19 protein-coding genes are annotated in these 24,052 nt (G+C 60.5%); 7 read left to right on the top strand and 12 right to left on the bottom strand.

The window, feature by feature from the left end:
- Window positions 1-30: 30 nt before the first annotated feature.
- Window positions 31-3,399, bottom strand: a complete 3,369-nt coding sequence (locus IPM61_07875; GenBank protein MBK8911236.1) for an AAA family ATPase — start codon at window positions 3,397-3,399, stop codon at window positions 31-33.
- 1,297 nt (window positions 3,400-4,696) lie between these two features.
- Between IPM61_07875 and IPM61_07870 the strand changes: the two genes are divergently transcribed.
- Window positions 4,697-6,547: a hypothetical protein gene (locus IPM61_07870; protein ID MBK8911235.1), complete on the top strand. Its 1,851-nt coding sequence runs from the start codon at window positions 4,697-4,699 to the stop codon at window positions 6,545-6,547.
- Between the two features lie 105 nt (window positions 6,548-6,652).
- A complete protein-coding gene (locus IPM61_07865) occupies window positions 6,653-6,958 on the top strand; it encodes an EthD family reductase (protein MBK8911234.1) in 306 nt (101 codons plus the stop codon).
- A gap of 29 nt (window positions 6,959-6,987) precedes the next feature.
- On the opposite strand, the gene IPM61_07860 is transcribed toward IPM61_07865, so the two are convergent.
- Entirely contained in the window at window positions 6,988-7,518 is a 531-nt protein-coding gene (locus IPM61_07860; GenBank protein ID MBK8911233.1) for a TrmH family RNA methyltransferase, read from the bottom strand.
- Window positions 7,519-7,583: 65 nt separating this feature from the next.
- Between IPM61_07860 and IPM61_07855 the strand changes: the two genes are divergently transcribed.
- Window positions 7,584-8,414 (top strand): 1-acyl-sn-glycerol-3-phosphate acyltransferase, encoded by an 831-nt coding sequence (locus IPM61_07855; protein ID MBK8911232.1) that lies wholly within the window; start codon window positions 7,584-7,586, stop codon window positions 8,412-8,414.
- Between the two features lie 12 nt (window positions 8,415-8,426).
- Complete coding sequence (locus IPM61_07850) at window positions 8,427-9,104, top strand: hypothetical protein (protein MBK8911231.1); 678 nt, start codon at window positions 8,427-8,429, stop codon at window positions 9,102-9,104.
- 43 nt (window positions 9,105-9,147) lie between these two features.
- Here IPM61_07850 and IPM61_07845 read toward each other — a convergent pair whose 3' ends face one another.
- On the bottom strand, window positions 9,148-9,888 hold the full coding sequence (locus tag IPM61_07845) for a hypothetical protein (GenBank protein MBK8911230.1): 741 nt from the start codon (window positions 9,886-9,888) through the stop codon (window positions 9,148-9,150).
- 30 nt (window positions 9,889-9,918) lie between these two features.
- A complete protein-coding gene (locus IPM61_07840) occupies window positions 9,919-10,677 on the bottom strand; it encodes a PorT family protein (GenBank protein MBK8911229.1) in 759 nt (252 codons plus the stop codon).
- A 115-nt stretch (window positions 10,678-10,792) separates the two neighbouring features.
- Here IPM61_07840 and IPM61_07835 point away from each other — a divergent pair, with 115 nt between their 5' ends.
- Complete coding sequence (locus IPM61_07835; protein MBK8911228.1) at window positions 10,793-11,281, top strand: Hsp20/alpha crystallin family protein; 489 nt, start codon at window positions 10,793-10,795, stop codon at window positions 11,279-11,281.
- 714 nt (window positions 11,282-11,995) lie between these two features.
- On the opposite strand, the gene IPM61_07830 is transcribed toward IPM61_07835, so the two are convergent.
- The 8 genes from IPM61_07830 to argC form a co-directional block, all read right to left on the bottom strand.
- Window positions 11,996-13,918 carry a hypothetical protein gene (locus IPM61_07830; GenBank protein MBK8911227.1) on the bottom strand — a complete coding sequence of 641 codons (1,923 nt, stop codon included), beginning with the start codon at window positions 13,916-13,918 and terminating at the stop codon, window positions 11,996-11,998.
- 142 nt (window positions 13,919-14,060) lie between these two features.
- On the bottom strand, window positions 14,061-15,449 hold the full coding sequence (gene argH / locus IPM61_07825; GenBank protein ID MBK8911226.1) for an argininosuccinate lyase: 1,389 nt from the start codon (window positions 15,447-15,449) through the stop codon (window positions 14,061-14,063).
- Between the two features lie 104 nt (window positions 15,450-15,553).
- On the bottom strand, window positions 15,554-16,765 hold the full coding sequence (locus IPM61_07820; GenBank protein ID MBK8911225.1) for an argininosuccinate synthase: 1,212 nt from the start codon (window positions 16,763-16,765) through the stop codon (window positions 15,554-15,556).
- Between the two features lie 97 nt (window positions 16,766-16,862).
- Window positions 16,863-17,315 (bottom strand): arginine repressor, encoded by a 453-nt coding sequence (gene argR / locus IPM61_07815; protein MBK8911224.1) that lies wholly within the window; start codon window positions 17,313-17,315, stop codon window positions 16,863-16,865.
- Between the two features lie 10 nt (window positions 17,316-17,325).
- Window positions 17,326-18,279 (bottom strand): ornithine carbamoyltransferase, encoded by a 954-nt coding sequence (argF, locus tag IPM61_07810; GenBank protein ID MBK8911223.1) that lies wholly within the window; start codon window positions 18,277-18,279, stop codon window positions 17,326-17,328.
- A 20-nt stretch (window positions 18,280-18,299) separates the two neighbouring features.
- Window positions 18,300-19,133: an acetylglutamate kinase gene (argB, locus tag IPM61_07805; protein MBK8911222.1), complete on the bottom strand. Its 834-nt coding sequence runs from the start codon at window positions 19,131-19,133 to the stop codon at window positions 18,300-18,302.
- Window positions 19,133-20,347 (bottom strand): bifunctional glutamate N-acetyltransferase/amino-acid acetyltransferase ArgJ, encoded by a 1,215-nt coding sequence (gene argJ, locus IPM61_07800; protein MBK8911221.1) that lies wholly within the window; start codon window positions 20,345-20,347, stop codon window positions 19,133-19,135. The genes argB and argJ overlap by 1 nt, the downstream gene beginning before the upstream one ends.
- Window positions 20,344-21,378, bottom strand: coding sequence for an N-acetyl-gamma-glutamyl-phosphate reductase (gene argC / locus IPM61_07795; GenBank protein ID MBK8911220.1), 1,035 nt, complete (start codon window positions 21,376-21,378; stop codon window positions 20,344-20,346). The genes argJ and argC overlap by 4 nt, the downstream gene beginning before the upstream one ends.
- Before the next feature lie 282 nt (window positions 21,379-21,660).
- Between argC and IPM61_07790 the strand changes: the two genes are divergently transcribed.
- Together IPM61_07790 and IPM61_07785 are read left to right on the top strand one after the other, a co-directional pair.
- A complete protein-coding gene (locus tag IPM61_07790) occupies window positions 21,661-23,055 on the top strand; it encodes a sigma-54-dependent Fis family transcriptional regulator (protein MBK8911219.1) in 1,395 nt (464 codons plus the stop codon).
- A gap of 180 nt (window positions 23,056-23,235) precedes the next feature.
- Window positions 23,236-24,033 carry a response regulator transcription factor gene (locus IPM61_07785; GenBank protein ID MBK8911218.1) on the top strand — a complete coding sequence of 266 codons (798 nt, stop codon included), beginning with the start codon at window positions 23,236-23,238 and terminating at the stop codon, window positions 24,031-24,033.
- Window positions 24,034-24,052: the final 19 nt, after the last annotated feature.

Below are 24,052 nucleotides of genomic sequence, written 5' to 3'. Positions count from 1 at the left end.
GTTTTTTGGAGGTCGCAAAAATTTCTTCTTTCACCCCTCCGCCATTGCCTTCAATCGTTCGGCTTCCACGTGCTTTCCTTGCGCGATGAGTGCTTCGCGGAGGAAGTCGCCAATTTCCTCATCTTCCGGCAGTGCCATGTAGCCGCGCCGCAGGATTGTTTCCGCAGCCGCAGCATCCCCCTCGGCCAACAGCCCGCGCCCAACCGCAAGAATCGCCGAGCGGAGCCGGAACTCGAAATCCTCACGCACGGCCTCGAAAAAGGGATCATAAAGGGAAGGGAAGGGGACGTCGCCCCGGGCAAGCTCCAACGCTTCGCGAAGCAGTGGATAGGCCCGCACCAGCGAGCGTTCGCGCAGCGCGGCAAGGGTCCGCCGCAGAAGGCTATCGGCGCGGAGGATGTCAACCTCCACCCGCTCCAAATTCAGCACCGGAGTCTCGCCCCCGGTGATAATCGCTTCGGTTCCAATCGCTTCGCGGATGCGGGCAATGGTCATGTTCCGTTTTTTTCGGGCAAGCTCCATGTCGTCCCCATCCTCATCGCCGCCGGCAAGCTGGACGAATTCACGGTGGTTCAGCCTTCGGTCAATCATCACATCAGCCACCATCAGCGCAAGCACCAGCTTGATTCTTCCGCCACGCAGCGGGGTCATTGTTCCATCCTCCCCCTCCACCGCAATTTTTCCGATCATCGAAATTTTCAGCGGGCGCGCACTGCTGTTCCGCGCCGATTCCAGCTGCCAACGCTTCTCAATCTCCGCAATCTCCTTCTCAATCCCCCGTTGCTGGTCGGCTTGCAGAATCGCGCCGAACTCCTGAAAGAACGGGCGCGCAAACCCCGCAAGCTCCCGCTGGCACAACCACCCCGCCACCGCTTCGATTGCATGGGCCACTGCTTCCGCCATTGCCGTGTCCATCCCTTGCGCGGTTGCGTCGGGTCCAAGCTGCTGCGCAAGCCGCAGCCCGCTGGTGATAGATAGCAGGTCGTACAGCCGGGTGATGGGCCTTCGCAAAAGCTGGCAAAGCTGTTGAAGGATGCTTGCAACGTCGGCGGGTTGGGCTGGGTTTGCCAGCAACGTGGCCGCATCCCTCAGGGTTTGCCAGGCTTCGCGGGTGATGATTAGCTGCGGCGGCCAGGGTTGTTGGAATCGGCTTGCGGCCAGCGGCCAATCGCTGCACGCGGTGGCAATCAGCGCGCTGGGGATTGGATACTCAATGCCCTTCAGCGCGTGCTGCGCCATTGCCGAAGCCCACTCCGGCTCCATCCGCAGCAGTCCGATTGCGGTTCCCCACTGCGAAAAATTCATGCGGTCGTGGTCCTCGATCGGGATCGGGGTTTGGTCGCACAGCCGGTAGAAGGCGTTGGCGATGTTCGGAAGCGGCTCGCCAAAGGCAGCAAGCGCAAGCAGGCGATCCATCATGCAATACAACGCCGGATGCCAATCCCCTCGGTCGGTGTAGATCCGCACGGCATCGCCAGCACGCGCCAGCACTTCCCGCAGTTGGCCCGTGTGCGCAAGGAAACTTAGCCGCCGGATGTGGAACCGTTCGTGATCGTTGTGGTTTGCGGTCTCTTCTTCCAGCCGCGTGAACATCTCCATCCGGCTGGCCAATTCGTCCGGGGTGGAATACAGTGCCAGGAGCGTGGGGAATATCCGTTTTTGGATGGCGGATTTCAGCTCATCGCTCAGCTCGCTGGAATTCAACAGATCCTGCGTAAGGGTGGTGCAGGCCCCCAGCAATGCCGTATCGGCCACGGCGGTTGCCTGGTTGGCCACCACCGAAAGCGCGTTCTGGAACTGACCGGTTCCCGCCACCTCAGGGTGCTGCTGATAGATCTGCTGAACCTCCTCCCAAACCGCCCAAGCGGTCTCGGCATCGTGTCGGGCGTTCAGATAGAACATCAGCACATCCAAGCGCACGGTCGGCTCGGTTGGATGCTCGGTGGTAAGATGATACAGCCGCTGGGCTGCGGCGCGGAACTCGTCATCGAACCGACGGCGCGTAAGCGAAACACGATGAAGCAGAAGGTTCCGTTCCCACCGCATCTGCAAATTAGGATCGAACGCGTTGCGGCAGTGCGCAGCAATCGCTTCGGCGGTCTCCAACGCCCGAATCCCCGACTCCGAATCCTCAACCGAATTGTACATCCAGGCGATGTAGCGGGCGCGCTCGGCTGCGGCAAACATCCGCTGCGTATCTACCATGCAGCGGGGAATCGTCTGGCCAAGCAGCACCAACGGAAGCAGTGAATACAGGGGCGTAACCGACTCCAACAACGCCACCAGCAGGTCAGGGTCGGGAAGGGAAGATTCCACAAGATGCCGATGGAGGAGCGTGTGGGTGAACGCCACTAACGGAGCCGCACTGGTGGGATAGGGAACGTGCTCACGCCCCGGCTTTGGCGCAACCCCCGCCAACGGGCGCACCGAAACGGCGGTGGTGGTGGTGATCCCTTTGCGCGTTAATTCCTGCAATGTGGAATCGGCATCGCCCAGCATCTGCCGAGCGGCCTCGATGGAAAAGACCTCCCCCAACCAAGCCAACCGCTCGGCAGCGTGGCGTTCGGCTGGGGTAAGGTGCAGGACCATTCCTTCGGCCAGCAGTGCCACCGTCTGGCGCAGCGTGGTTCGGAGCGTCTGGGGCGAATCGTCGAATCCCCAAACGCCATCCCTCCCTTTCCGCAACGCCCCCGACTCCACCGCCGAACGGATGCAGGAGCGGAGCGCCAGCGCGTTCCCCTGGGTCAGATCATCCAGCAGTGTGATTGCCCCGGCATCGGCTGGGGTGGCGAACAACGCCAGCCACATCGCGCCGATTGCATCGCGGTCCAGCCGCTGAAGGTCTATCCGCTCCACCAAGTAGCGTTCCAGAATCGGGCGAACGCGAAGCTCGGTGGGGCGGGCAAGTGCAAGAATCGAAAGGGTTTCATCGGCCAGCGCGTCCAGCAGTGTGGCAAGCTCGCCGGCGGATTCGGGATCAATCAGGTGAATATCCTCCAGCACCAACAGGACTGGGCGAAGCCGTCCAATCCGGCGCAGCGCGGCAATCACTGCCGGGCGGGTTCCTTCCACCACGCCGCGCAGCAACGCCCCACCCGCCCCCGACGCGCCAATGGATTGCGCCAACAACGGGCCAAGTTGGTTGGTTCCTTCCGGATAAAATTTTGCATGGATTACCGCGCCGGATGCCCCCTCAATCTGCGTCATCGCTTCTTCCAGCAATCGGCTTTTTCCCACACCAGCTTCGGCCAGCACCAGCCCCGCACGCAGCCGCCCCGCTTCCGGCGTTGCTTGCCAGAAGTTGAGAATGCGCGCAAGCTCCGCCTGGCGACCAACAAACGGAAGCACGCCACGGCGCAGAAACTGCTGGAACATCACGGAGGAGTCATCAGGAAGCATATCGGCAAGATAAGACAGCGCGGCGAGAGAACCCCACCAGATAGCCAGCGGAACTTGGGGGAACCGGACCGCTTTCCCCGCTGGGTAGCGGCCCCAATGAATCGGGATTGATAACAGGTCTTTAGCCTGCCCAGAGGCCGAAGGCTAAAGACCTTCGGCTACCCCGACGGAGGTCGGGGCGGCTACCCCGTTCTTGCAATCTTCCTCTAAAAACTCCCGAAGCGTCCCCTCCCCCGGAGGGGTGCCCAACAGGGCGGGTGAGTTCGGGGGAGCCACCGAACGGGCGGGGGTTCGCGCTGACCCCGGAAGGCTCTGATCCTGAGATTCGCGAATGGATGCGGTTTCGCGGGTGTCCCCAACCCCCCCCCCCGCCCCCTCCCAAGAGGGGGAGCAACGCGCAAGGCCAGCACACGGAGTTGCGCCCGGCTTCATCCAAAAATTCCCGAACCCTTCCCCTCCCTCGCCCTGAAGGGGCAAACTATCAAAGCCCAGGGCAACGCCCTGGGAATCGTTCCCCAAACATCCCAACGCCCTGAAGGGGCAGCCTAAAGGGACATCCCCATTCATCCATCAATCCTGCACACACCGCACCGATTGGAAATCCACACCCTCAAGAACATCTCCAACCGGATGGAGGTCGCCCCTTCAGGGCTGGTGTTGCATGGTGGTTGGCTCTGTTCCCAGGGCGTTGCCCTGGGCTGGCATGGGTCGCCCCTTCAGGGCTGGTGTGGCACGGGGTTTCGCCCTGATAACGCCGCCCCAACTCGGTCGGGGCGGCTACCTCCAAATCCTCCCGAAGCGTTCCCCTCCAACGGAGGGGTGCCCGACAGGGCGGGGTGGGTTCGGGGAAACCACCGAACGGGCAGTGTTTCGCGTTGGCCACCGAGGCGATCCCGATGGGGCCGAGTGATAGACGCCGAAGGCTAAAGACCTTTTATCAATCCCGACGGAGGTCGGGGCGGCTACCCCCGCAAGCGGCTGCGCGTCCCCCCCAATGCTGGGGGGAAATGGGTTCGGCCATTGACCCCTTTCTCTCTGAAGCTCACGCCATTTCTGCCAGCCCCTCCCCCAGAATTGGGGGAGGCGGGGAGGGGGCTACTGCGGTGGCGACCTGGCATTGCGTTCGGTTGCTTCGCCAACGCCCTCCCTTGTAGATCCACTGCTTTCCTCTGGCAGAGTGAAACGCTTCTCAACGTAGGCAACAACATGGAGCATTGCAGCCGCCGGGCTGGGGCTATCTTCGCGGGAATTTTGCGACTGCGCTCTATCTCCAAAAAGCTAACAGCATCTCCAATTCATGCCTTCCAGCCAACAACTGCAAGCCCTGGCCGAACGCCACCTTGCGCGGCTTGCCCGCCGGGTACGCCAACGCGCCGCGCAAAGCCGGCAGCTTTCGTACATCCGGTTGGGGCTGTTTTTAGGAAGTGTGCTGCTGGCGACGGTGGCCTATCAATCCGGCTACCAAGTGGTTGGCGCGGCGTTGCTGGCGGTTGGACTATCTGGATTTGCGGTTGCGGCCCACCGCCACAGCAAGGTGGAGCGAAGTATCCGGCGGTATCGCCGATGGATGGAGATTAAGCAGGCGCACCTGGCGCGGATGCGGCATGATTGGGAGAACATCCCCCTTCCCCCAACCCTGCCGCCAACTGAGGGCCACCCGTTCGAGACCGATCTGAATATCACCGGCCCACGCTCGCTGCTCCACCTGATTGACACTTCCGTCTCCGCCGAAGGAAGCAACCGGTTGCGCCAGTGGCTGCTGCAACGCGAGGCCAACCCGGGGTTGATTCGGAGCCGTGCAACGCTGGTGCGCCAGCTTCTTCCCCGCTCCCTGTTCCGCGACCGGCTGGCACTGGCCGGTGCGCTGGCGGCACGGAAACAGGAGGAGCGATGGACCGGGGCGGAGTTCATGGCATGGCTGCAAGCGCACGCCAACCAGCAATCCCTGTTCCCGTGGCTTGTGGCGTTGCTGCTACTGGCCGGCACCACGCTGTTGCTGCTGCTGCTTGCGTTGCTGAACGTTCTTCCCGCTGCCTGGCCCTTCTCGCTTGGCGTGTACGCCTTGCTCTACATCGCCCGCGGGAAAGATTACCGCGAACTGTACAGCGACGCGCTCGATTTGGAGGTCCACCTGCACCGATTTGGCGCGGTGTTGCTCCATCTTGAGCGGTTTGGGTATGCCGGCGCGCCGGACCTTGCCAAGCTCTGCCAGCCGTTCCGCGACCCCGCACGGCGGCCATCGGCGCGGCTGCGTGGCGTTGGAAGGATTATCGCCGCAGCAAGCGTGCAGGGGAACCCGTTGGCGCGGCTGCTGTTCAATATCGTGGTGCCGTGGGATTACTGGTTTGCGTGGCGGCTTGCGCAGGAGCAAAAAAAAATTAGGGAAGAGGTCCCCGTCTGGCTGGATTGCTGGCATGAGTTGGAGGCCCTTTGCTCGCTGGCAAACCTTGCCGATTTGAACCCAGAGTTCACCTTCCCAGAAGTTGCTGAAACGGCTGCGAACGGCCAGCAATCCCCATTGCTGCAAGCTGTGCAGATTGGCCACCCGCTGCTTGGAACCGATGCACGGGTTGCCAACGATTACCACATCGAGCGGCCCGGCACGCTGGCGATTGTCACAGGGTCCAATATGTCGGGCAAAAGCACCATGCTCCGGACGCTTGGGGCCAACTTGGTGCTGGCGTATGCCGGCGGGCCGGTCTGCGCGCAGCGGTTGCGGGTTGCGCCAATGCGGCTGTTCACCTGCATCAACGTCACCGATTCGGTCAACGATGGCATCAGCTATTTCTACGCCGAGGTCCGGCGGCTGCGGGACCTGCTTGCGGCGTTGCGCCAGCCGCACAATCAACCACTCTTTTTCCTGATAGATGAAATCTTCCGCGGGACCAACAACCGCGAGCGGCTGATCGGCAGCCGTTCCTACGTGCGGGCTTTGGCTGGCGGAAACGGCGCGGGGCTGATCTCTACCCACGACCTTGAGCTTGTTCACTTGGCCGATGAGTTGGCAAGCATCAGCAACCTCCATTTCCGCGAAGAAATCCACAACGGGCGGATGACCTTCGACTACCGCCTGCGCCCGGGTCCCTGCCCCACCACGAATGCTTTGGAGATTATGCGAATGGAGGGGTTGCCAGTGGAGGGGAAGTGATATTTTGGGGGAGCGGGAGACAGGGAGCGGGGGACGGGGAGCGGGGAGAAGGGAAGAGAATTTATAAAGACGACATCCTACTCACGGTTATCAACAATCCAACTCATGTACAAGCTGACAGCGTTCTTCACGAAGCCAGAGAGCATCGAGGCATTCGATGCCCATTACGATAGCGTTCACGCGCCGCTGATGCGTGCGGTGCCGGGGCTGCAAAGCCTTGTGGTAAGCCGGAACCTCCGTTCGTTCGGGGCCGACTCCCCCTACTATCTGATTGCCGAAATGACCTTTGCCGACCGCGACACTTTCAAAGCCGCAATGGCCACCGAGGAGAACAAAGCCGCCGGAAAGGACCTGATGAGCTTCGCCGCCGGGTTGGTGACGATGGTGCATGGCGAGGCGCAGGAGGTGTAAGGCCCTGGCGGGGGGAATATCTTTGGAGATTACCCCCCTTTTTTCACCAACTCCCACGCCGCAATTCCGAACGCCACGGCGACGTTCAAGGAGTGTTTTACGCCGTGCATCGGTATCTCGATAGCTCCATCGCAGGCGGCAAGGGTGGCGGCGGAAACGCCGGTGATTTCGTTGCCGGCCACAAACGCAATCGGCCCCGGCGGAAGCTGGGCGGTGCCAAGTTGCAGGCTGCTGTCGGTAAGCTCCAGCGCGTAGGTTCGGTAGCCTTGCAAGCGGAGCATCGCAACCGCTTCGGCCCCGTTGGCAACGAATTCCCACGGGACGGTTTCGGTTGCTCCTAACGCGGTTTTGCTGATCTCCTTGCGCGGCGGCGTTGGGGTGTAACCAGTCAGGATCAGCCGCTGAAGCAGCATCGCATCGGCGGTGCGGAAGCAGGACCCAACGTTGTAGAGCGAGCGGATATCTTCCAAAATCCCGACAACTGGGTGGCGCACGGTAGAGAGGACTTCGGCGGCGGTTAGGCGTTGGGCCAGAAGTTCTTCGTGGGAAAGTTTTCGCATGGGTGCAAAGGTACAGTTGCGCCCGGCCTTTTTTTTACTACTCATACCAATCAACACGGATACGGATGACAGCGGAACCAACATACAGCACGGTTCGGGGCATAATTCGGTTATTACTGATCGCAGTAGCAATGGCACTGCTGTTCCCATTTTTTCTGGTAGTGATTGGCCTTGGCTCCTTGTTTGGAACGCAAAGCCGATATGGGGTAAGTATGTGGTTGACGGCGGTGTGGTGTGGGATTGTTGCTCGGTTAATGGGGGTGCGCATCAACACACAAGGGGAACGCCACCCCGATGCGCGGCTGTTCATCGGCAATCATGTTTCCTACCTTGACATCCTTGTTTCAGGACGGACTGTCGGCGGGGTGTTTGTTTCGCGCCATGACGTGCGCGATTGGCCAGTGATGGGAATTTTTGCCCGGATTGGCGGCACAATCTTCTTGGATCGGACCTCGCTCCGTTCGGCGGTGAAATCCTCCAAAATGGTGGTTGATAAAATGCACCACGGGGCGCGCATCACCTTGTTCCCAGAAGGCGGAACCACCGAAGGCGGGCGGGTGGATTCTTTTAAGCCGTTCATGTTCAACACGGTGGCCGGAAGCGATGTGCTGGTGCAGCCGTTCGTGATCCTTTACACCCACATCGCTGGCGAACCAACCACCCTTGCCAACCGCGATTTCGCGTACTGGCATCGCCCCGACGAACCGTTTATGCCCCATGCGTGGCGCGTGCTGCGGCTTCGCTCCATCACTGCCCAGCTGCAATTTCTTGCCCCGCTTCCTTCCCCAATCTCTGCCGATAAAATGATCCTTCGGGAGTACGCCGAAGGGATGCAGCAACGAATCGCCGAACACGTTCCCCCGCTGCTTCCGGCGGCGCAACCAATCCCTGCCTAATTGATGATACCGATGCTTCGCGCTTCCACGATTTCACTGCTGCTGCTTTGCGCCACCGCCGCGCAGCTTGTTGCCCAGCCGATGAGCTTCGACCAGTATCTGTGCCGCATCACTCCGCCAGCCGGTTGGCAACGTGCCGATGTTGGCAATCCCCCCGTTGGGGTCAGCCTGCTGGCGGTGCAAAGCCCTTCCGGGAAGTCGCGGTTGGCGTTGGTGGTGCTTCCGGTCCAGCGGACTTTCACGCTGGACGACCCAACGTTTGTTGAAAGCCTTCGGGAATCTATCATGGGGAAGCTCCATGGGGTTAGTTGCACGTTCGGGAAGTTGGCGGGGGTGAAGTCGCTGCAGTGCAAAGGGTCCTCGCCGCAGGACCCAGCCATGAAAATGACGATGACCGCAGCCGTTGCCAACGGCTACGGCTACGTGCTGACGGCAGTCGGTCCCGAACTGGAGATTGCCACGCCGGAAGCTGCTGGGTTTTTCAACAGTTTCTCCTTCATCGGCCCCCCCGCCGAGCATCAGTCCGACGGAACCGACGCAGCCGGCCGCCCCCTTGCCACGGAAACCGACAGCCCGCTTGGAACAGCCTTCCTGAAATATTTTCTGCCGCTGCTAGCGGTGGTTGTGCTGGCGTACATTATCTCCTTCGTCTCCGCCCGGAACGAGAAACGGAAACAACAGCAGGGCTAAGATGGAGAGATGGCCGAACGCGGGAAGGAGCCAGCCCCTGTTGTTAGGACCCTTCCCAGGGGAGGGTGATTTTTTCCCGGAAGTCTTTCAATTGCAGCCAGCCAATCGCCCCGGTCGCGGTTTTGATTTGGTACCAATCCTCCCCATTGCTCCCTCCTGCCGGGCTGGTTGGGATGTAGCCAACAACCGTCACGGGGCTTTGGGGTTTCAGCTTTGCGGCGGGCTTCGCTTTTGGCCCGTGGGCGGAAAGGAGCGTCACAGATTTCGTGGTTTTTCCGGCGACGCTTAGTTCGTACAGGTCCTGCGGCACCACCTCCCAACCCATCGTTTCCGCGTCCAACCGGTAGCTGCGGGTAATGTTCCAGAAGCCCATCCACTGCTCGGCCCGGACCACCCCTTCCCCGGGGAAGGATAGATTGCCGACAAGTGGGGCCGAGATCACCAGGCGGTTTCCGTTCAGCCGCACCACGTGGTGGCTGGCAGCACTGCCGGAGCCGGTTGCGGTAAGGATGACCTCGCGCTGGTTATCGCCGCCGTCAATATCCCCGATTGCCACCTCCACCTGATAAACATCCTGCAGCGGGACCCCAAGCGTCCGCCCGTTGATGGTGATGGTGCAGCCGTTCACAACGTCGTAGCCGTCGGCAGTGGTGGCCACGCCGATGGTGTCGGCGGCGGTGTCGCCGTTCAGGTCGGCGTACAGCAGTGTGTCGCCCTGGCCGCAAAGGAGCGGCGGCGTTGTGGTAATCAGAAGCAGGAAAAGGCAAACGCCAAATCGCGCCATGGATGAAAGCCTGGTGATACGGTTGGTTGGTTACTTGCCCAGTTGGAAGAAGATTCCGGCAATGATACGAAGATCGCGAGAGCAATTTGTGCTGGCGTTTCCCCGCTCGGCAGTGATGTCGGTAAGCCCGATGCTGTAGCGGATATCGCCAGCGATGGCAATCTGGTTGGTTAGCTGGTAGCCCACCCCTGCGCCAACGTCAATCCCGAAATCAAGGGTGTTGGTTTGCGCTGCGGCCTCGATAATCACCGTGCTATCGGCATAGCGTTTTACCGATGCTGCCGAGACCAACACCCCCGGGTTGACCCCCACGAACGAGAACACCATCAATGGCCGAACCCGATAGCTGGCGCGCAGAAGCAACGGGAACTCAAGGTAGTTGAATTCCGCCGTGACCAGTGTTCCGGCGGCACCTTCAATCACTGTTCCTTTTTGCACGTACTGCGGCTGCAGGACCACGCTGAAGGTGCTGTCAATCGCGCCTTCGATATGGCCGCCAACCAACAGGCCGTGGCGCACTCCGGTAAAAAACGGCGGGTTGAACGCTTGGTTAGCAATGTTGATGCCGCCACGCAGCCCAAGAACCACCTGCGCCCCCGCCACCCCGAATCCCAACATCACCCCAACCAACCCGAAGCACCCCACCGCCCGCCACTGCCGCCGGAAAATTTTTCCGCCACGGTTGGCCGCGTTGTCAGGCTGTGCGGCAATCATTGCCGACCCCCGCGAAAAAGCGTCCGGTTGCCACAACCGGAACGCCCGCCAAAAACTGGTTTTTAGGGATGGCATGATGCTTGAGGAAGAGTGCCACAAGTCCAACAACAACGCGGCGCAATGCCGCCAAGCGAACCCCGCTTGCACAAACAAATAACACGACCAACTATCTAGCAAGGAGAACCAAATAATGAACACGCACACGCGCCTTCATCCGTTCCACAATTTGACCAGCAACGACATTCAACGGGAGATCAACCGATTCTTCGACAATTTCCTGACCCCTTCCAAAAGCAACGAAACCCGCACCGGCGAAACCCGCGAAAAGGTGTGGAAGCCAGTGATTGACGTCCGCGAAAACGCCACCAGCTACATGATTGATGTGGAGCTTCCAGGCCTGAAGAAAGAAGAGGTTGCCCTGAGCTTCCACGACAACACGTTGACGATTGCCGGCGAACGGAAATATGCCCACGAGGAGAAAGCACCGGAAACCGAAGGAGAGAAAAAGCAATGGAGCTACCACCGCACCGAACGATTCTACGGGAAGTTCCAACGGACCTTCACCTTCCCATCGGAAGTTGACCCGGAGAAGATCACGGCGGCGTTTGAGGATGGCATCCTAAAAATCCAGATTCCAAAGGCCGAGGTTGTTCGCCCGCGAACGATCACGATCAGCTAAACGCCAGCACAACCATTGAACCTCATCCCGCTGTCACCGATCCCCCTGAATCATACAGCCAACACAGAGCAACTCTGGAACAACCACCACCAGAGTTGCTCCACCTCCAACCTCATGGTTGGAGCAGCTAATCGTGAGAGAGTAATCTCCAGAATCGTTTTTGGAGAACTACCACCAAACCGGTAGCCGCCCCGACCTCCGTCGGGATTGATAAAAGGTCTTTAGCCTTTGGCGACTGGGCCCCGATAAAGTCGGGGCCGCTACCCTTTTGGAGCAGCTAACACTGAGAGAGTAATCTCCAGAATCATTTCTGGAGAACTACCAGAGAGTCACCACCAAACCGGTAGCCGCCCCGACCTCCGTCGGGATTGATAAAAGGTCTTTAGCCTTCGGTTACTCGGCAGGCTAAAGACCTGCCGCTACCCTTTTGGAGCAGCTAACACCGAGAGAGAGTAATCTCCAGAATCATTTCTGGAGCAGCTAACACCGAGAGAGACACCACCAAGCCGGTAGCCTTTGGCGACTCGGCCCCGATAAAGTCGGGGCCGCTACCCCTTAGCAACGAACACCGCAATGCCCGGTATCCAGACGCGATGCCGGGCATTGTTTTTTGCTTACCAGATCAGCGGTAGAAACCGCTTGGTTGTGGCGATATAGCCGCCATACTCCGGGAAGTTCTTTTCCAATCGTCCGCCAGAAAGCTGCCCCACCAGATTATTCCTGCATCCAAAGGGTCCGATACTGCAAGGTGTCGCTGGCGGAGGTGGGGCGTTTGGGGCCAACCACCAGAAGGTATCGGCGACCCGCGGAAAGCTCCACTCCATCAATCCGCGCAAGCACTGTTTGCTGGCCGGGGCGCGAAATCACGAAGGAGTATTTCCGTTCCTCGCGCTGCAGCGTGTCGCTTGGCGTGCCGAAATCGCTGGCGCGGAGCAGGTCCGTGGTGATGCTGCTTTCGCGAAGCTCCAGCGTGGTTTCGCTTGGAACGGCGTTGATAAACCGAACGGTTGCCCGGTCCGCAGCGGAAACGGAGGCGGCTTGGGGGAAGACGATCAGTTGGGGCACGGCCATGGTGCCGGTTGCGCCCATCACATACTCACCCGCCGCGCCATCCACCGCCTGGGTTGCGACCCCGTTCAGCGTGGCTTGGAACTGCGCCGCAGGGGCAACCGAGTAGCGGACGTAACTGTAGCCAATCGGCGACGGAGCAAGCTGGCCGAAGGTGATGGAAGCATTGCCATCGGGGATCATGCTGAACAGCACTGCCGAACGCCCGATGCTTCCCAACGGCTGCAATCCACCACTCACGTTTCCATCTTCCCGCAGCACCCGCAGCGAGGGCACGCCGTTGTTGCTCACAACAAAAATCGTCCAAACTCCTTCCCCCAAATTTTGGATTCCGCTTTCCACGAACTGGCCGGAAGCGTCGTCGCTCAGCAGCAGCGGGTAGTCCCCGGCGGGGAGGTCCACGGTGGGGCTAATCCCCCCCGGAAGCTGCGACCCAAACGGGCGTGTGCTTGCCGAATCCCCGCGCGGCGAGCCGCTTCCAATCACCACAGCGAAGCGGCCATCGCTGGCAACATTCACCACACGGACGCGCGCCTTGCCGGATGGAGCTTGCGTGGCGGCGCGGTCCAGCACCAACGCGCGGGTGATGCCCAGCGTGTTGTACAGCACCGCAAACGATCGCCCACCAACGCTTAGCCGGATTCCAACCGTGAACGCTTGCCCGCCGGAAGTGGTCAGCTCCAAGCTATCCCCCGACGGCGATTGGCAGGCCTGGACGTTCCCTTCCGACGAAATGCCGAACGTGGGAACCCCGGTGGCAATCACCGCGCCGGACCCTTTCATCTGGGCCGATACCGTTGCGTTTCCATCAATGGCGTTCACAAGGGCAATGGCCGATTCGGTGCGGGTTTCCGGCGGGGCCGAAGGGAGCGTGCCGGCAGCGCCGGTGGCGGCATCAATGGTGAACAGCTCGATTGCTCCGTTCCGCCGTGCGGCAATCAGGTACGTGGTGCTGCCGGTTGGCAAGCTCAGCCGCGCCGTGGTCATGGGGGAAGGAATGCCGGAGGTGAACAGATAGAGCGAGGCCTCGGTCTGTGGAATATCCACCGCTGTGCCGATGCCGAACCCGGTTCCGCCAATGATGGTATCGCCACTTTGGCAGCCGCGCCGAAGGTAGAGCGTGGAGTCGGGGATGGTGTTGATAAAGATCAGGCGGGAGCGTCCGGCGGCCAGAAGATCGGTGCGATCTTGATCGGAAGTTTGCAGCTGCTTGAACTGCGGCACGGTATCGCGCCCGTACACCAGGAACGTGACGTTTGCGCCAAGCGGAAGCTGCTGGTTGGCGATGGTGTCGGAGCGATTGCTTCGCCCAATCACAAAAAACGTCCGCTCCTGAATCAGCACCGAACCGAAGCTGGTGGCCACAAACGGCGCAAGCCCCGGGGCGATAGTAAAGCCGCCAATGCGGAAGTCAATCGTTTGGCCGCCAAGCAAATTAACGGTGCGAACGTGAGTGCTATCGGGGGGCGGAGGGTTCAGCAGGTTTGGGTCTTCTGAGCTGTCGCAAGCGGCAATGCCAGCAACGCCCAGCAGCAACAGCAGCGCGAACAATCGGGAGAGTGTCGTCATAAATTCTTGGTTATCCATAATGCGGCGTGCAACCTACGCCACACGCCGCACGCAAACAACCGCCAAATTCATGCAGGGTGAAAACGGGGGGAAGGCTGGCCGATGGAGATGATCTCCAGAGGCGAACCATACCCCATCTTGCTCAGGTTCCATCCCCTATCTCCCTCCCCCACCACTCCAACTGCCGCGCCACTTCCTGTGGTGAGGCGGAGCCGGAGGAGCGGCGTTGGGCAATGGCGGTTGCGGGGTCAAGATATGGGAGGATATCATCGCTGAACCGGGGGGAGAAGGTCTGCAGCGTTGCCACGTCAAGGTCGTGAAGTTGCAGGTTCCGCTGGGCGCAGTAGCCAACCACCGCGCCAGCAACGCCGTGGGCATCGCGGAAGGGAAGCCCGTGGCGAACCAAGTAATCGGCCAGCTCGGTGGCGGTGCTGAATCCGCCGCCAGCTGCTTCCTGCATCGCGCTGGCGTTGAAGGTGGAGTTGTCCAGCATCCCCGCCATCACCGCCAGCGAATCGCCCCACGTGTCGGCGGAATCAAACACCGGCAGCTTATCCTCCTGCATATCCCGGTTGTACGACAGCGGAAGCCCCTTCACGGTGGTCAGCAGCGCGATCAACGCGCCAAACACCCGTCCGGTTTTTCCGCGAACCAACTCCGCCATGTCAGGATTTTTTTTCTGCGGCATGATGCTGCTTCCGGTGCTGAACGCATCGCCAATTTCAATGAACCGGAACTCCGCCGTTGCCCACAGGACCACTTCCTCGGCAAGCCGACTTAGCGTGCTCATGCCGATGCTGCAGGCCGCCACAAACTCCAGCAAATGGTCGCGTGCGGAAACGGCATCCATGCTGTTTTCCACAATCCCCGCAAAACCAAGATTGGCCGCAACGGCGTGGCGATCAATCGGGAAGGAGGTGCCGGCAAGCGCAGCCGCGCCAAGCGGCGAAGCATCGGCGCGGCGTTGGCAATCCAGCAAACGGGACCGGTCCCGCTCCAGCATCTGGACGTACGCCAAAAGATGATGCCCCAGCAGCACCGGCTGCGCACGTTGCAGATGCGTGTACCCAGGCATCACCGTCCCAGCATGAAGCCCAGCCTGGCGAAGCAACGAACGCTGCAACTGGCGGATATTTCCAACAAGATGCTCAATCGTTTGGCGGAGATAAAGCCGCATATCCAACGCCACTTGGTCGTTGCGACTGCGCGCGGTGTGAAGCCGCCCTCCGGCGGGTCCAATCCGCTCAATCAACAACTTCTCCACAGCCATGTGGATATCCTCGGCATCGGCGGGGAGTGCCACGCGCCCGGATTCAAGATCCGCCGCAAGCTCTATCAGCCCTTGCTTGATTGCCGCGCCATCTTCGGCGGTGATAATTCCGCAGTCGGAAAGCATCTGGGCATGGGCGATGCTGCCGGCGATGTCCTGGCGGGACAATCGCTGGTCAATATCTATCGAGGCAGAAAATCGGAAGGCGATTTCCGCAAGCTCTTCGCGGAATCGCCCTCCCCAAGGTTGTGCGTTTGACATTGTTTGTTGGCCCGTTGCGTGCTGGGCCCGTTGCGTGTTGTGGCCGATTGCACAAAGGCTGAAACGCCCCGCCCGCTCTTGGCTGGCGGGGCGTGCCTGTGTTGTTATGCTTCTTCTTTCACCCCGCTGTTCACCTGGTGCCACGTGCGCATCGGCAAGGCGAAGACGTTGATGAAGCCCGCGCTGGCCTTGTGGTCGAAGGTGTCGGCGCTGGTGTAAGTGGCAAGCTCTGGGTCGTAGAGTGAGTTCGGCGACCAACGCGCTTCGGTTGTGATGGTCCCCTTGTAGAGCGATAACGTCACCCACCCGTTCACCACCTCTTGCGTTTGGCCGATGAACGCATCCAGGGCCTCCCGCAGCGGGGTGAACCACTGGCCGTTGTAGATCAGGTTTGCGTAGTCGTGGGCGATTTTCCGCTTGTAGTGGGCGGTCTCGCGGTCCAGCGTCAGCCGCTCCAATTCCTCGTGGGCGCGGTGAAGGATGACAGCCGCCGGAGCCTCGTAAATCTCACGCGATTTGATTCCCACAAGGCGGTTCTCCACCATGTCAATCCGCCCAACTCCGTTGTCGCCGCCAAGCTGGTTCAAGGCATCAATCAGCATCACTCCATCCATCGGCACTCCATCCAATGCCACCGGAATGCCTTTGCTGAACTCAATCGTCACCGTGGTTGGTTGGTCCGGCGCCTGCTGCGGCGAGCAGGTCCGCTGGAACGCATCGGCGGGGGGGGCAACTTTTGGGTCCTCCAACACGCCACACTCGATGCTGGTTCCCCACAAATTTTCATCAATGGAGTAAGGGTTTTCGCGGGTGGCGGCAACGGGGATTCCGTGCTGTTCGCAGTAGGCAATCTCTTCCTCGCGTGAGCCAAATTCCCATTCGCGCAGTGGGGCCATCACCTTCAGTTGCGGGGCCAGCGCGGCCACCGAGGCTTCGAACCGGACCTGGTCGTTCCCTTTGCCGGTGCAGCCGTGGGCCACGGCATCGCAGCCTTCGCGGAGCGCGATTTCCACCAATGCTTTTGCCAGCAGCGGGCGGCCCAGCGCGGTGGCCATTGGATAGAGGCCTTCGTACAACGCCCCGGCCTTCAGCGCGGGGAAGACGTAGCCGGCAACAAACTCCGGCGCAAGGTTCAGAATATGCGCCGCCGATGCACCGGAGCGCATCGCCTTCTCCTCGATGTTCACCAGCTCTTTTTTCTGCCCAAGATTACCGGTGACGGTGATGACTTCTGCGCCGTAGGTTTCCACCAACCAGCGGGCAATCACGGAAGTGTCCAGCCCGCCGGAGTAGGCAAGCGCGATTTTTTTTGGCATGTCAGGTATCGGTTGTCGGGAATCAGTTATCGTTTTTTGGGGCGGATTGCTTGCTGGCCAATCGCTGGCTGTTGGCTACTCATGGCTTACGTATCGCTTACTCATCGCCCAAGATTTTTTTCCGCAAGTCGCGCAGCAGTGCGGCGGTGTTGCGGGTGCTGCGTGGGGTGATAAAAATGGTATTGTCCCCCGCGACGGTTCCAAGGATTTCGGGGTGGCCCTGGCTGTCAATAATGTCGGCAACGCCAGCGGCGCGCCCGGGCAGGGTCCGTATCACCACCAACGCCTCGTTCGCTTCAATGGAGATCACTTCGTAGCTGACAAGCGTTGCCAATTTCCGTTCTTCGCCGCCGCTTGCCGGAAGCACGTAGCGGGTCCCTTGCGGCGTGTGTGCCCGCGAAACCCCAAGCTCCTTCAGGTCCCGCGAGAGTGTGGCTTGGGTGGTTTCGTACCCTTGCGATTCCAGCAGAAGGCGCAACTCATCTTGGTTGGCCACAACCTTGTTGGCAATCGTCTGGCGAATGGCGAAGTGTCGGCTTTGCTTGTTCATGGCGCGGTTATCAGATCATGGAAAGGGCCAGCTGCCCCTGCAGCAGTGCCTCGGTTCCATGATTGCGATGCGCCAATCGTGTCAGCAATGCCTTCTGCATGTGCAGCCGGTTTTCGGCTTGGTCAAATATAACCGAGCGTGCCCCATCAATGACTTCGGCGGAGACTTCTTCGCCACGGTGGGCGGGAAGGCAATGCATGAAAATTGCGTTGTTCGAGGCCTTCGCCATCAGCCCGCTGGTGACTTGGAAGCGGGCGAACTGCTGCTTGCGAATGGCGGCCTCCTGCTCCTGGCCCATGCTTGCCCACACGTCGGTATACACCACGTCGGCATTGCGGACGGCGGCGGCGGGGTCGTGGCTGATAACGATTGGGAAGGCCGCGTGGCGTTGCGCGTTGGCAAGGATTTCCGCGTCGGGTTCGTAGCCTTCCGGCACCGCCACGGTTAGGCGAATCGGCCAAATCCCGGCCATCTCTATCCATGAATTCGCCACGTTGTTCCCATCCCCCACGTAGCAAACCCGCACCCCGGGCGCAAGCAACCCATGCTGGCGGATGGTGTACATATCGGCGATGATCTGGCACGGGTGCGAGCGGTCGCTAAGGGCGTTGACCACCGGGATGGTGGCGTGCGCTGCCATCTCCTCCAGCAGGTCGTGGCCAAAGACGCGCGCAATGATAAGATCGGCGTAGCGGGAAAGGAGCTGCGCAACATCTGCCGCAGTTTCGCGGACCCCCAGCCCGATTCCTTCGTCGGTGAAATGGACCGACTGGCCGCCAAGCTGCGCAACGCCAATCTCGAACGAAGCCCGCGTCCGCAGCGATGGTTTCTGGAAGATCATCGCGGCGGTCATCCCCTCCAACGGGCGGAAATGGCGGCTCAGTTTCAGCTCGTCGGCAAGGGCAAACATCCCTTCTACTTCACTGCCGGTGATGTCGAGTATCGAGAGGAAGTCTTTGTTCATTGGTTGCTAAAAGTTTGGGTTCATTGGGTTGCTTCTGCCATTGCTCCTGCTTTCCGCAGCAGCGCGGTTCCGGTGCGTCCGGCGATTCCTTCGGAGATGGCCAGCGGGCCGTTGCCGATAATTCTCACGTTGGCAATCCCGGCAGCGGCGGCTTCAATGGCGGCCTCGGCTTTGGGGATCATTCCCCCCTCAATCTCCTTGCTGGCAATAAGCTCTGTTGCCTGGGGGATGCTCAGTTGCTGGCGAACGGTCCCGCCAGCGCGCACCCCTGGAACATCGGTCAGGAACAGCAGGTGGTCCGCACGCAAGGCCACGGCAATTGCGGCGGCGGCCAGATCGGCATTGATGTTGTGCAGCTCCCCCGCCATTCCGATGCCGATCGGGGCAATCACCGGAACCATTCCGGCGTTCAGAAAAAGCTCAATCGGCGCGGTGTTGACCGCGGCCACGTTCCCCACCGCCCCGAACCGCTGGCCCGCCGGGGTGGTCTGCAAGATTCGGCCATCCACCCCCGAGACTCCAATCGCCAATGCCCCGGCCCGAATCAGCCCCGCAACAAGCTCGGTGTTCACCCCCCCGGCAAGGGCCATCACCGCTGCGGAAAGGGTGCGTTGGCAGGTGAACCGCCGCCCTTCAACAAAGCTGGTGGGAATGCCCAACGCCTTGCTAAGATTGGTGATGTGATTGCCGCCGCCATGCACCACCACCACCTTCATTCCGGCGTTGTGCAGCTTGGCGATTTGCGCCAGAGTTTCATCGGTGGAATCGGGGCCAGCGGCATCGGTGCCGATGGTGGACCCGCCATGCTTCACCACCGCCAGCAAACCTTCCCGTGCGTTGGTTGCGTTCGGCATCACGACCGGTAGCTGGCGTTGATGTGGACGTATTCTTTCGTCAGGTCGCAGGTCCAGAACCGGACTTCGTGGTCGCCACGGAACAGGTCAATCAGGATTACCACTTCCTCCCACTCTAACGCTCGTTTTGCTTTTTCTTCATCAATCACAATCTGGTAGCCCGGGGCAAGGATCGGCACGCCGTTCAGCGCGATTGACATCTGCTCAGGGTCGAACTCAATCCCCGAATACCCCACCGCTGCAAGTATCCGCCCCCAGTTTGCGTCGGCCCCGTGGATTGCGGTTTTCACCAAGTTGGAGTTGGCAACCGAGCGCGCCGCCTGTTCGGCCTCGGCCTCGGTTGCTGCGCCGCGCACTTGGATTTCAATCAGTTTTTGCGCCCCTTCTCCGTCGCGGGCAATCATTTTTGCCAGCACCACCATCACGTGGGTCAGCGCGTCGGCAAACTCGTCGAACTCGGTTGTTCCTTCGGTCACGGTTGGGTTTCCGGCAAGGCCGTTTGCCAGCACAATCGCCATGTCGTTGGTGCTGGTGTCGCCGTCCACGCTGATGCGATTGAAGGAAAGTTGGCAGGCGCGCCCCAGCATCAGCTGCAACGCGGGCTGGGTGATGGCGGCATCGGTGGCGATAAATGCCAGCATGGTGGCCATGTTCGGCGCAATCATCCCCGAGCCTTTCGCCATTGCCCCAATCGTCACCGGAACGCCGCCAATGCGGACCCGCACGGCGTATTCTTTTGAGCAGGTGTCGGTGGTCATAATCGCCAACGCAGCGTCGTGCGCGCCTTCGGCGGAAAGCTGCGGCGCAAGCTGGGCAATCCCTGCGGAAATTTTTTCGATTGGGAGATACTCACCAATCACCCCGGTGCTGGAAACCAGAACTTGATCTTCGGGAAGGTCCAGCGCGGCGGCGGTTTGGCGGATCATCTGCCAAGCGTCCTCCAGCCCACGCTCGCCGGTGCAAGCGTTGGCAACGCCGCTGTTGACGGCAACGGCCTGGCAGGTGGGGGTCCGGCGCAGCTGGATTCGGTTGGCAAGCACCGGCGCGGCCTGGGCCTTGTTGGTGGTGAAGACCCCCGCAACTGTTGCGGGGCGGTCGCTTACCAGCAAGGCAAGGTCCAGTTTGCGGCGGCGGATTCCGCAATGCACTCCCCCGGCCCGGAAGCCTGGCGCGGCGGTGATTCCCCCTTCAATGTGGACGATTTCTGGTTTCATAGTAGCCCCTCCGTTTCATCGAAGCCAAGTTGGATGTTCATGGTTTGCACGGCTTGCCCGGCAGCACCTTTCAGCAGGTTATCAATCGCCGACATCAGCGCCAGCCGCCCGGTTCGCGGGTCCAGGCGGTAGCCGATGTCAATGAAATTTGTGCCAACCACACCGCGCAAATCGGGGATCCGCTCCGCCGACCAACGGACAAACGGCGCGGCGGAATAGTGCTGGCGGTAGATCTGGTCAATCTCCGATTCCGTTATCGGGCGGCGTAGGCCCAAGGTCATGGTTGTTGCAATCCCGCGGGCAACCGGAAGCAGGTGTGGGGTGAACGATACCGTGACCTCCCTTCCCGCAACCTGGGCAATGGCCTGCTCAATCTCCGGCAGATGCTGGTGGTCCCCCACGCGATAGGCCCGCACGTTCCCAAAAACTTCGCTGAACGAAAGCTCCGCCGTGGCCGCCCGCCCCGCGCCGGTTGTGCCCGACATGGAGTGAATAATTATGCAATCAAGATCAACCACCCCCGCAGCCACCAACGGAAGAAGCGGAAGAAGAATGCTTGTTGGATAGCATCCCGGGTTGGCCACCACCTTCGCCGCGCCGATCGCATCCTTGCTCCATTCCGGCAACCCGTACGTGGCCGCTGGCAGATACTGGGTGGCGGTGTGTGGGCGGCGGTAGAACTGCTGGTAGGCCGCGGGGTCCTTCAGCCGGAAATCGCCGCCAAGGTCTATCACCCGAACTCCATGCTCCACCAACGGGCCAAGCAATTGCAAGGCTTCGCCGGAGGGAAGGGCAAGGAAGAGGAGGTCGCATCCAATCGCTTTTTCAACGCTCCAGGGTTCAAACTGGGCATCTATTCTTCCGCGCAGTTCGGGGTGGAGCGTGGCCACATCTGCGCCAGCCGAGGAATTGGCGAACAGCGGGCCAATCGCCACCCCACGATGCCCAAGCAGCAACCGCAGCAGCTGGCCGCCGGAGTACCCGGAAGCGCCAGCAATGCCAATGCGAAATTGGGGTGATTGAATAATCATGCACAATTATACATTCATCTGCATATTCATGCAATGATTTTTTTGAGCTTTTACGAAGCGATAACGTTTGCGGGAAGGTGGTGCGGCGGGTGCCAACGCGAAATACGCAACAATGGAGAAATGGAGAAGCAAACCACGGTATGATTCTTGCAGCTACCGAAACCGCTGCAACAGCAGCAATTCCCGCCAACTTTGTACTTTTGGCCGCGCTTTTTGCGGAAGCCACATCCGGTGCTGCGGAAGGGCGCGCACCCCAACTATTTCTCAACTAGGAATCCAACAATGAACAACACTCCGGCTTCTTCCCGGCCCGACATCTTACTGATTGACGACGATCCGAACTTCCTTGAAGCTGTTGGCGAGTTGCTGAAACGGGTGGGCCACCGAACCCTTTCGGCACGCAGCGGCGAGGAAGGGCTGACGCTGTTAGGAACCGAGGCCCACAACGTGGAGTTGGTCCTGCTGGACATTCGGATGCCAGGAATGGGGGGGCTGCAAACGCTGGAGCAGATCGTCCGGTTCCACCCCGCGCTTCCGGTGATTATGCTAACCGGCGAGAACTCCATTGACCTTGTGGTCCATGCGATGAAGGCCGGGGCCACCAACTACATCTACAAAGGGTCCGGCGCGAACGAACTGCTGGCGGCAATCAACGCCGTGGTGGAGCAGTTGCGCGCGGGGAAGGAGAAAGCGGGGGATGCAAGCGAGTACGGGATTATCGGGCGAAGCCCCGATCTGCAACGGATTATCGGCGAGGCCGCGCTGTGTGCCCGCTCGATGATCTCCGTCCTTATCACCGGCGAAACCGGCGTTGGGAAGGACCTGCTGGCCAGCGCAATCCACAAGATGAGCCCGCGCAAGAACAAGCCGTTTGTGGTGTTGGACGTGCCGAACATCCCGGCCACCATGTTCGAAAGTGAGTTGTTCGGCCACACGAAAGGGGCATTCACCGGGGCGGTAGATGTGAAGCCCGGGATGGTCCAGGCCGCGCACCAGGGGACCTTGTTTTTGGATGAGATCGGTGAGTTCCCGATTGAGCTTCAATCAAAATTTCTGCGAGTGATTGACTCGCAAACCGTCCGCCGGCTTGGCTCGGTCCAGGCCGAGGAAGTGGATGTTCGGATCGTATCGGCCACCAACCGTGACCTTCTGGAGGCGGTCAGCGACCGAACCTTCCGCGAGGATCTTCTGTACCGTTTGCGCGGGATTGAGATTCACATCCCCGCGCTGCGGGAACGGCGGGAGGACATCGCGCCGTTGGCGAACTACTTCTTGACTGGGTTTGCCAAAAAGAACGACATGGGGCCGAAGCGGTTCAGCGATTCGGCGATTGATATGCTGGAGCGGCAACGCTGGCCCGGGAACATCCGCGAGCTTCGCCGCGTGACCGAGGCTGCCGCGGTGATGACCCCCGGGGAATTGATCGAGCACACCGATTTGACCCGCGTGCTGGATCGCAACGACTCATCGCGCGGGTACGACCTTGCCGTGGTTCGCGACTACAGCGACGTGCAGCAGCTGGCCAAGCAGACGAAGAAGGAGGAGTTGGTGAAAATCCTGGACCGGAACGAATGGAACATCACCAAAGCCGCTGCCGAGTTAGGGATTGACCGCTCCACACTCAGCAAGCAGATGAAAACCCTGGGGATCAACAAGCCGCGGCTTGGGATGCGATAACTCCAGCGGTGCGATTCCCGCGCATCGGAGCGCGGGAATCGGGAAAGGGGAATGGAAGAGCGCGATCATCGGAATCTGTTTTTCCTTCGTTCCCCCTGCAACATCTCCCCATCACAACCGAAAGCACGCGGCCAGTTCCCCCCCCCGTTTTTCTGCGCCCACAAACTTGCTTTTGGTTCTATGGCCATATCACAACAGACCCAGCTTCCCGCACCGCTCCGCACCGTTATCGTTGACGACGAGCCGCTTGCCCGCGACCTGCTGCGGGGGATGCTTGCTTCCGAACCAGGCATCGAAGTGGTGGGGGAATGCCGCGACGGGCTTGAGGCGTTGGCAATGCTTCCGCAGCTTCGCCCCGACCTCCTTTTTCTGGACATCCAAATGCCGGAGCTTAGCGGGTTTGATTTGCTCGCCCAGCTTCCCCAGGACCAGCTTCCCGCCATCATCTTCGTCACCGCGTTTGACCATTTTGCGCTGCAGGCCTTCGAGGTAAACGCCATTGATTACTTGCTGAAGCCGTTCGACGACCAACGGCTGGGAAGCGCGGTGGCACGCGCACGCCAACGGCTGATTGCCAACGGGCACGAACAGGAGAACGCGGCCAAGCTGCAACAACTGCTGGCGATGCTCCCCGGGGTCAACGGCCACCGCCAACGGGTTGTGGCCCGCGACGGCGAACGCCTGATCTTTGTTCCCACCGAAACGGTGGAGTGGTTCGAGGCCGACGGGAAGTATATCCAGATCCACAGCAGCATGGGAAGCTACACCATGCGCGAGGGGATGTACCGGCTGGAGGCGGAGCTGGACCCGGCGCGTTTTGTTCGGATCAGCCGTTCGGCCATTGTGAACGTGAACCGCATTGCCGAGCTTCGGCCCTGGTTCCAGGGGGATTTTTTGGTGGTGCTGCGCAACGGCAAGCAACTTCCCACCACACGGTCGTGGCGGGGAAATATCCAACGGCTGGTGGCGGGGGGGTAGAATTGGAGAGGCACAGATA

It is taken from the genome of Chlorobiota bacterium (genome assembly GCA_016710285.1).
Taxonomy (GTDB): domain Bacteria; phylum Bacteroidota; class Ignavibacteria; order OLB7; family OLB7; genus OLB7.
This window is presented reverse-complemented; position numbering and strand designations above follow the sequence as displayed.

Excerpts from the sequence above, each read along its gene's own strand:
- argC (MBK8911220.1), bottom strand. The coding sequence starts at position 21,378 with ATGATTATTCAATCACCCCAATTTCGCATTGGCATTGCTGGCGCTTCC.
- argJ (MBK8911221.1), bottom strand. The coding sequence starts at position 20,347 with ATGAAACCAGAAATCGTCCACATTGAAGGGGGAATCACCGCCGCGCCA.
- IPM61_07830 (MBK8911227.1), bottom strand. The coding sequence starts at position 13,918 with ATGACGACACTCTCCCGATTGTTCGCGCTGCTGTTGCTGCTGGGCGTT.
- argH (MBK8911226.1), bottom strand. The coding sequence starts at position 15,449 with ATGTCAAACGCACAACCTTGGGGAGGGCGATTCCGCGAAGAGCTTGCG.
- argR (MBK8911224.1), bottom strand. The coding sequence starts at position 17,315 with ATGAACAAGCAAAGCCGACACTTCGCCATTCGCCAGACGATTGCCAAC.
- IPM61_07790 (MBK8911219.1), top strand. The coding sequence starts at position 21,661 with ATGAACAACACTCCGGCTTCTTCCCGGCCCGACATCTTACTGATTGAC.
- IPM61_07870 (MBK8911235.1), top strand. The coding sequence starts at position 4,697 with ATGCCTTCCAGCCAACAACTGCAAGCCCTGGCCGAACGCCACCTTGCG.
- argF (MBK8911223.1), bottom strand. The coding sequence starts at position 18,279 with ATGAACAAAGACTTCCTCTCGATACTCGACATCACCGGCAGTGAAGTA.
- IPM61_07860 (MBK8911233.1), bottom strand. The coding sequence starts at position 7,518 with ATGCGAAAACTTTCCCACGAAGAACTTCTGGCCCAACGCCTAACCGCC.
- IPM61_07850 (MBK8911231.1), top strand. The coding sequence starts at position 8,427 with ATGCTTCGCGCTTCCACGATTTCACTGCTGCTGCTTTGCGCCACCGCC.
- IPM61_07785 (MBK8911218.1), top strand. The coding sequence starts at position 23,236 with ATGGCCATATCACAACAGACCCAGCTTCCCGCACCGCTCCGCACCGTT.
- IPM61_07855 (MBK8911232.1), top strand. The coding sequence starts at position 7,584 with ATGACAGCGGAACCAACATACAGCACGGTTCGGGGCATAATTCGGTTA.
- IPM61_07840 (MBK8911229.1), bottom strand. The coding sequence starts at position 10,677 with ATGCCATCCCTAAAAACCAGTTTTTGGCGGGCGTTCCGGTTGTGGCAA.
- IPM61_07835 (MBK8911228.1), top strand. The coding sequence starts at position 10,793 with ATGAACACGCACACGCGCCTTCATCCGTTCCACAATTTGACCAGCAAC.
- argB (MBK8911222.1), bottom strand. The coding sequence starts at position 19,133 with ATGCCGAACGCAACCAACGCACGGGAAGGTTTGCTGGCGGTGGTGAAG.
- IPM61_07820 (MBK8911225.1), bottom strand. The coding sequence starts at position 16,765 with ATGCCAAAAAAAATCGCGCTTGCCTACTCCGGCGGGCTGGACACTTCC.
- IPM61_07865 (MBK8911234.1), top strand. The coding sequence starts at position 6,653 with ATGTACAAGCTGACAGCGTTCTTCACGAAGCCAGAGAGCATCGAGGCA.
- IPM61_07845 (MBK8911230.1), bottom strand. The coding sequence starts at position 9,888 with ATGGCGCGATTTGGCGTTTGCCTTTTCCTGCTTCTGATTACCACAACG.
- IPM61_07875 (MBK8911236.1), bottom strand. The coding sequence starts at position 3,399 with ATGCTTCCTGATGACTCCTCCGTGATGTTCCAGCAGTTTCTGCGCCGT.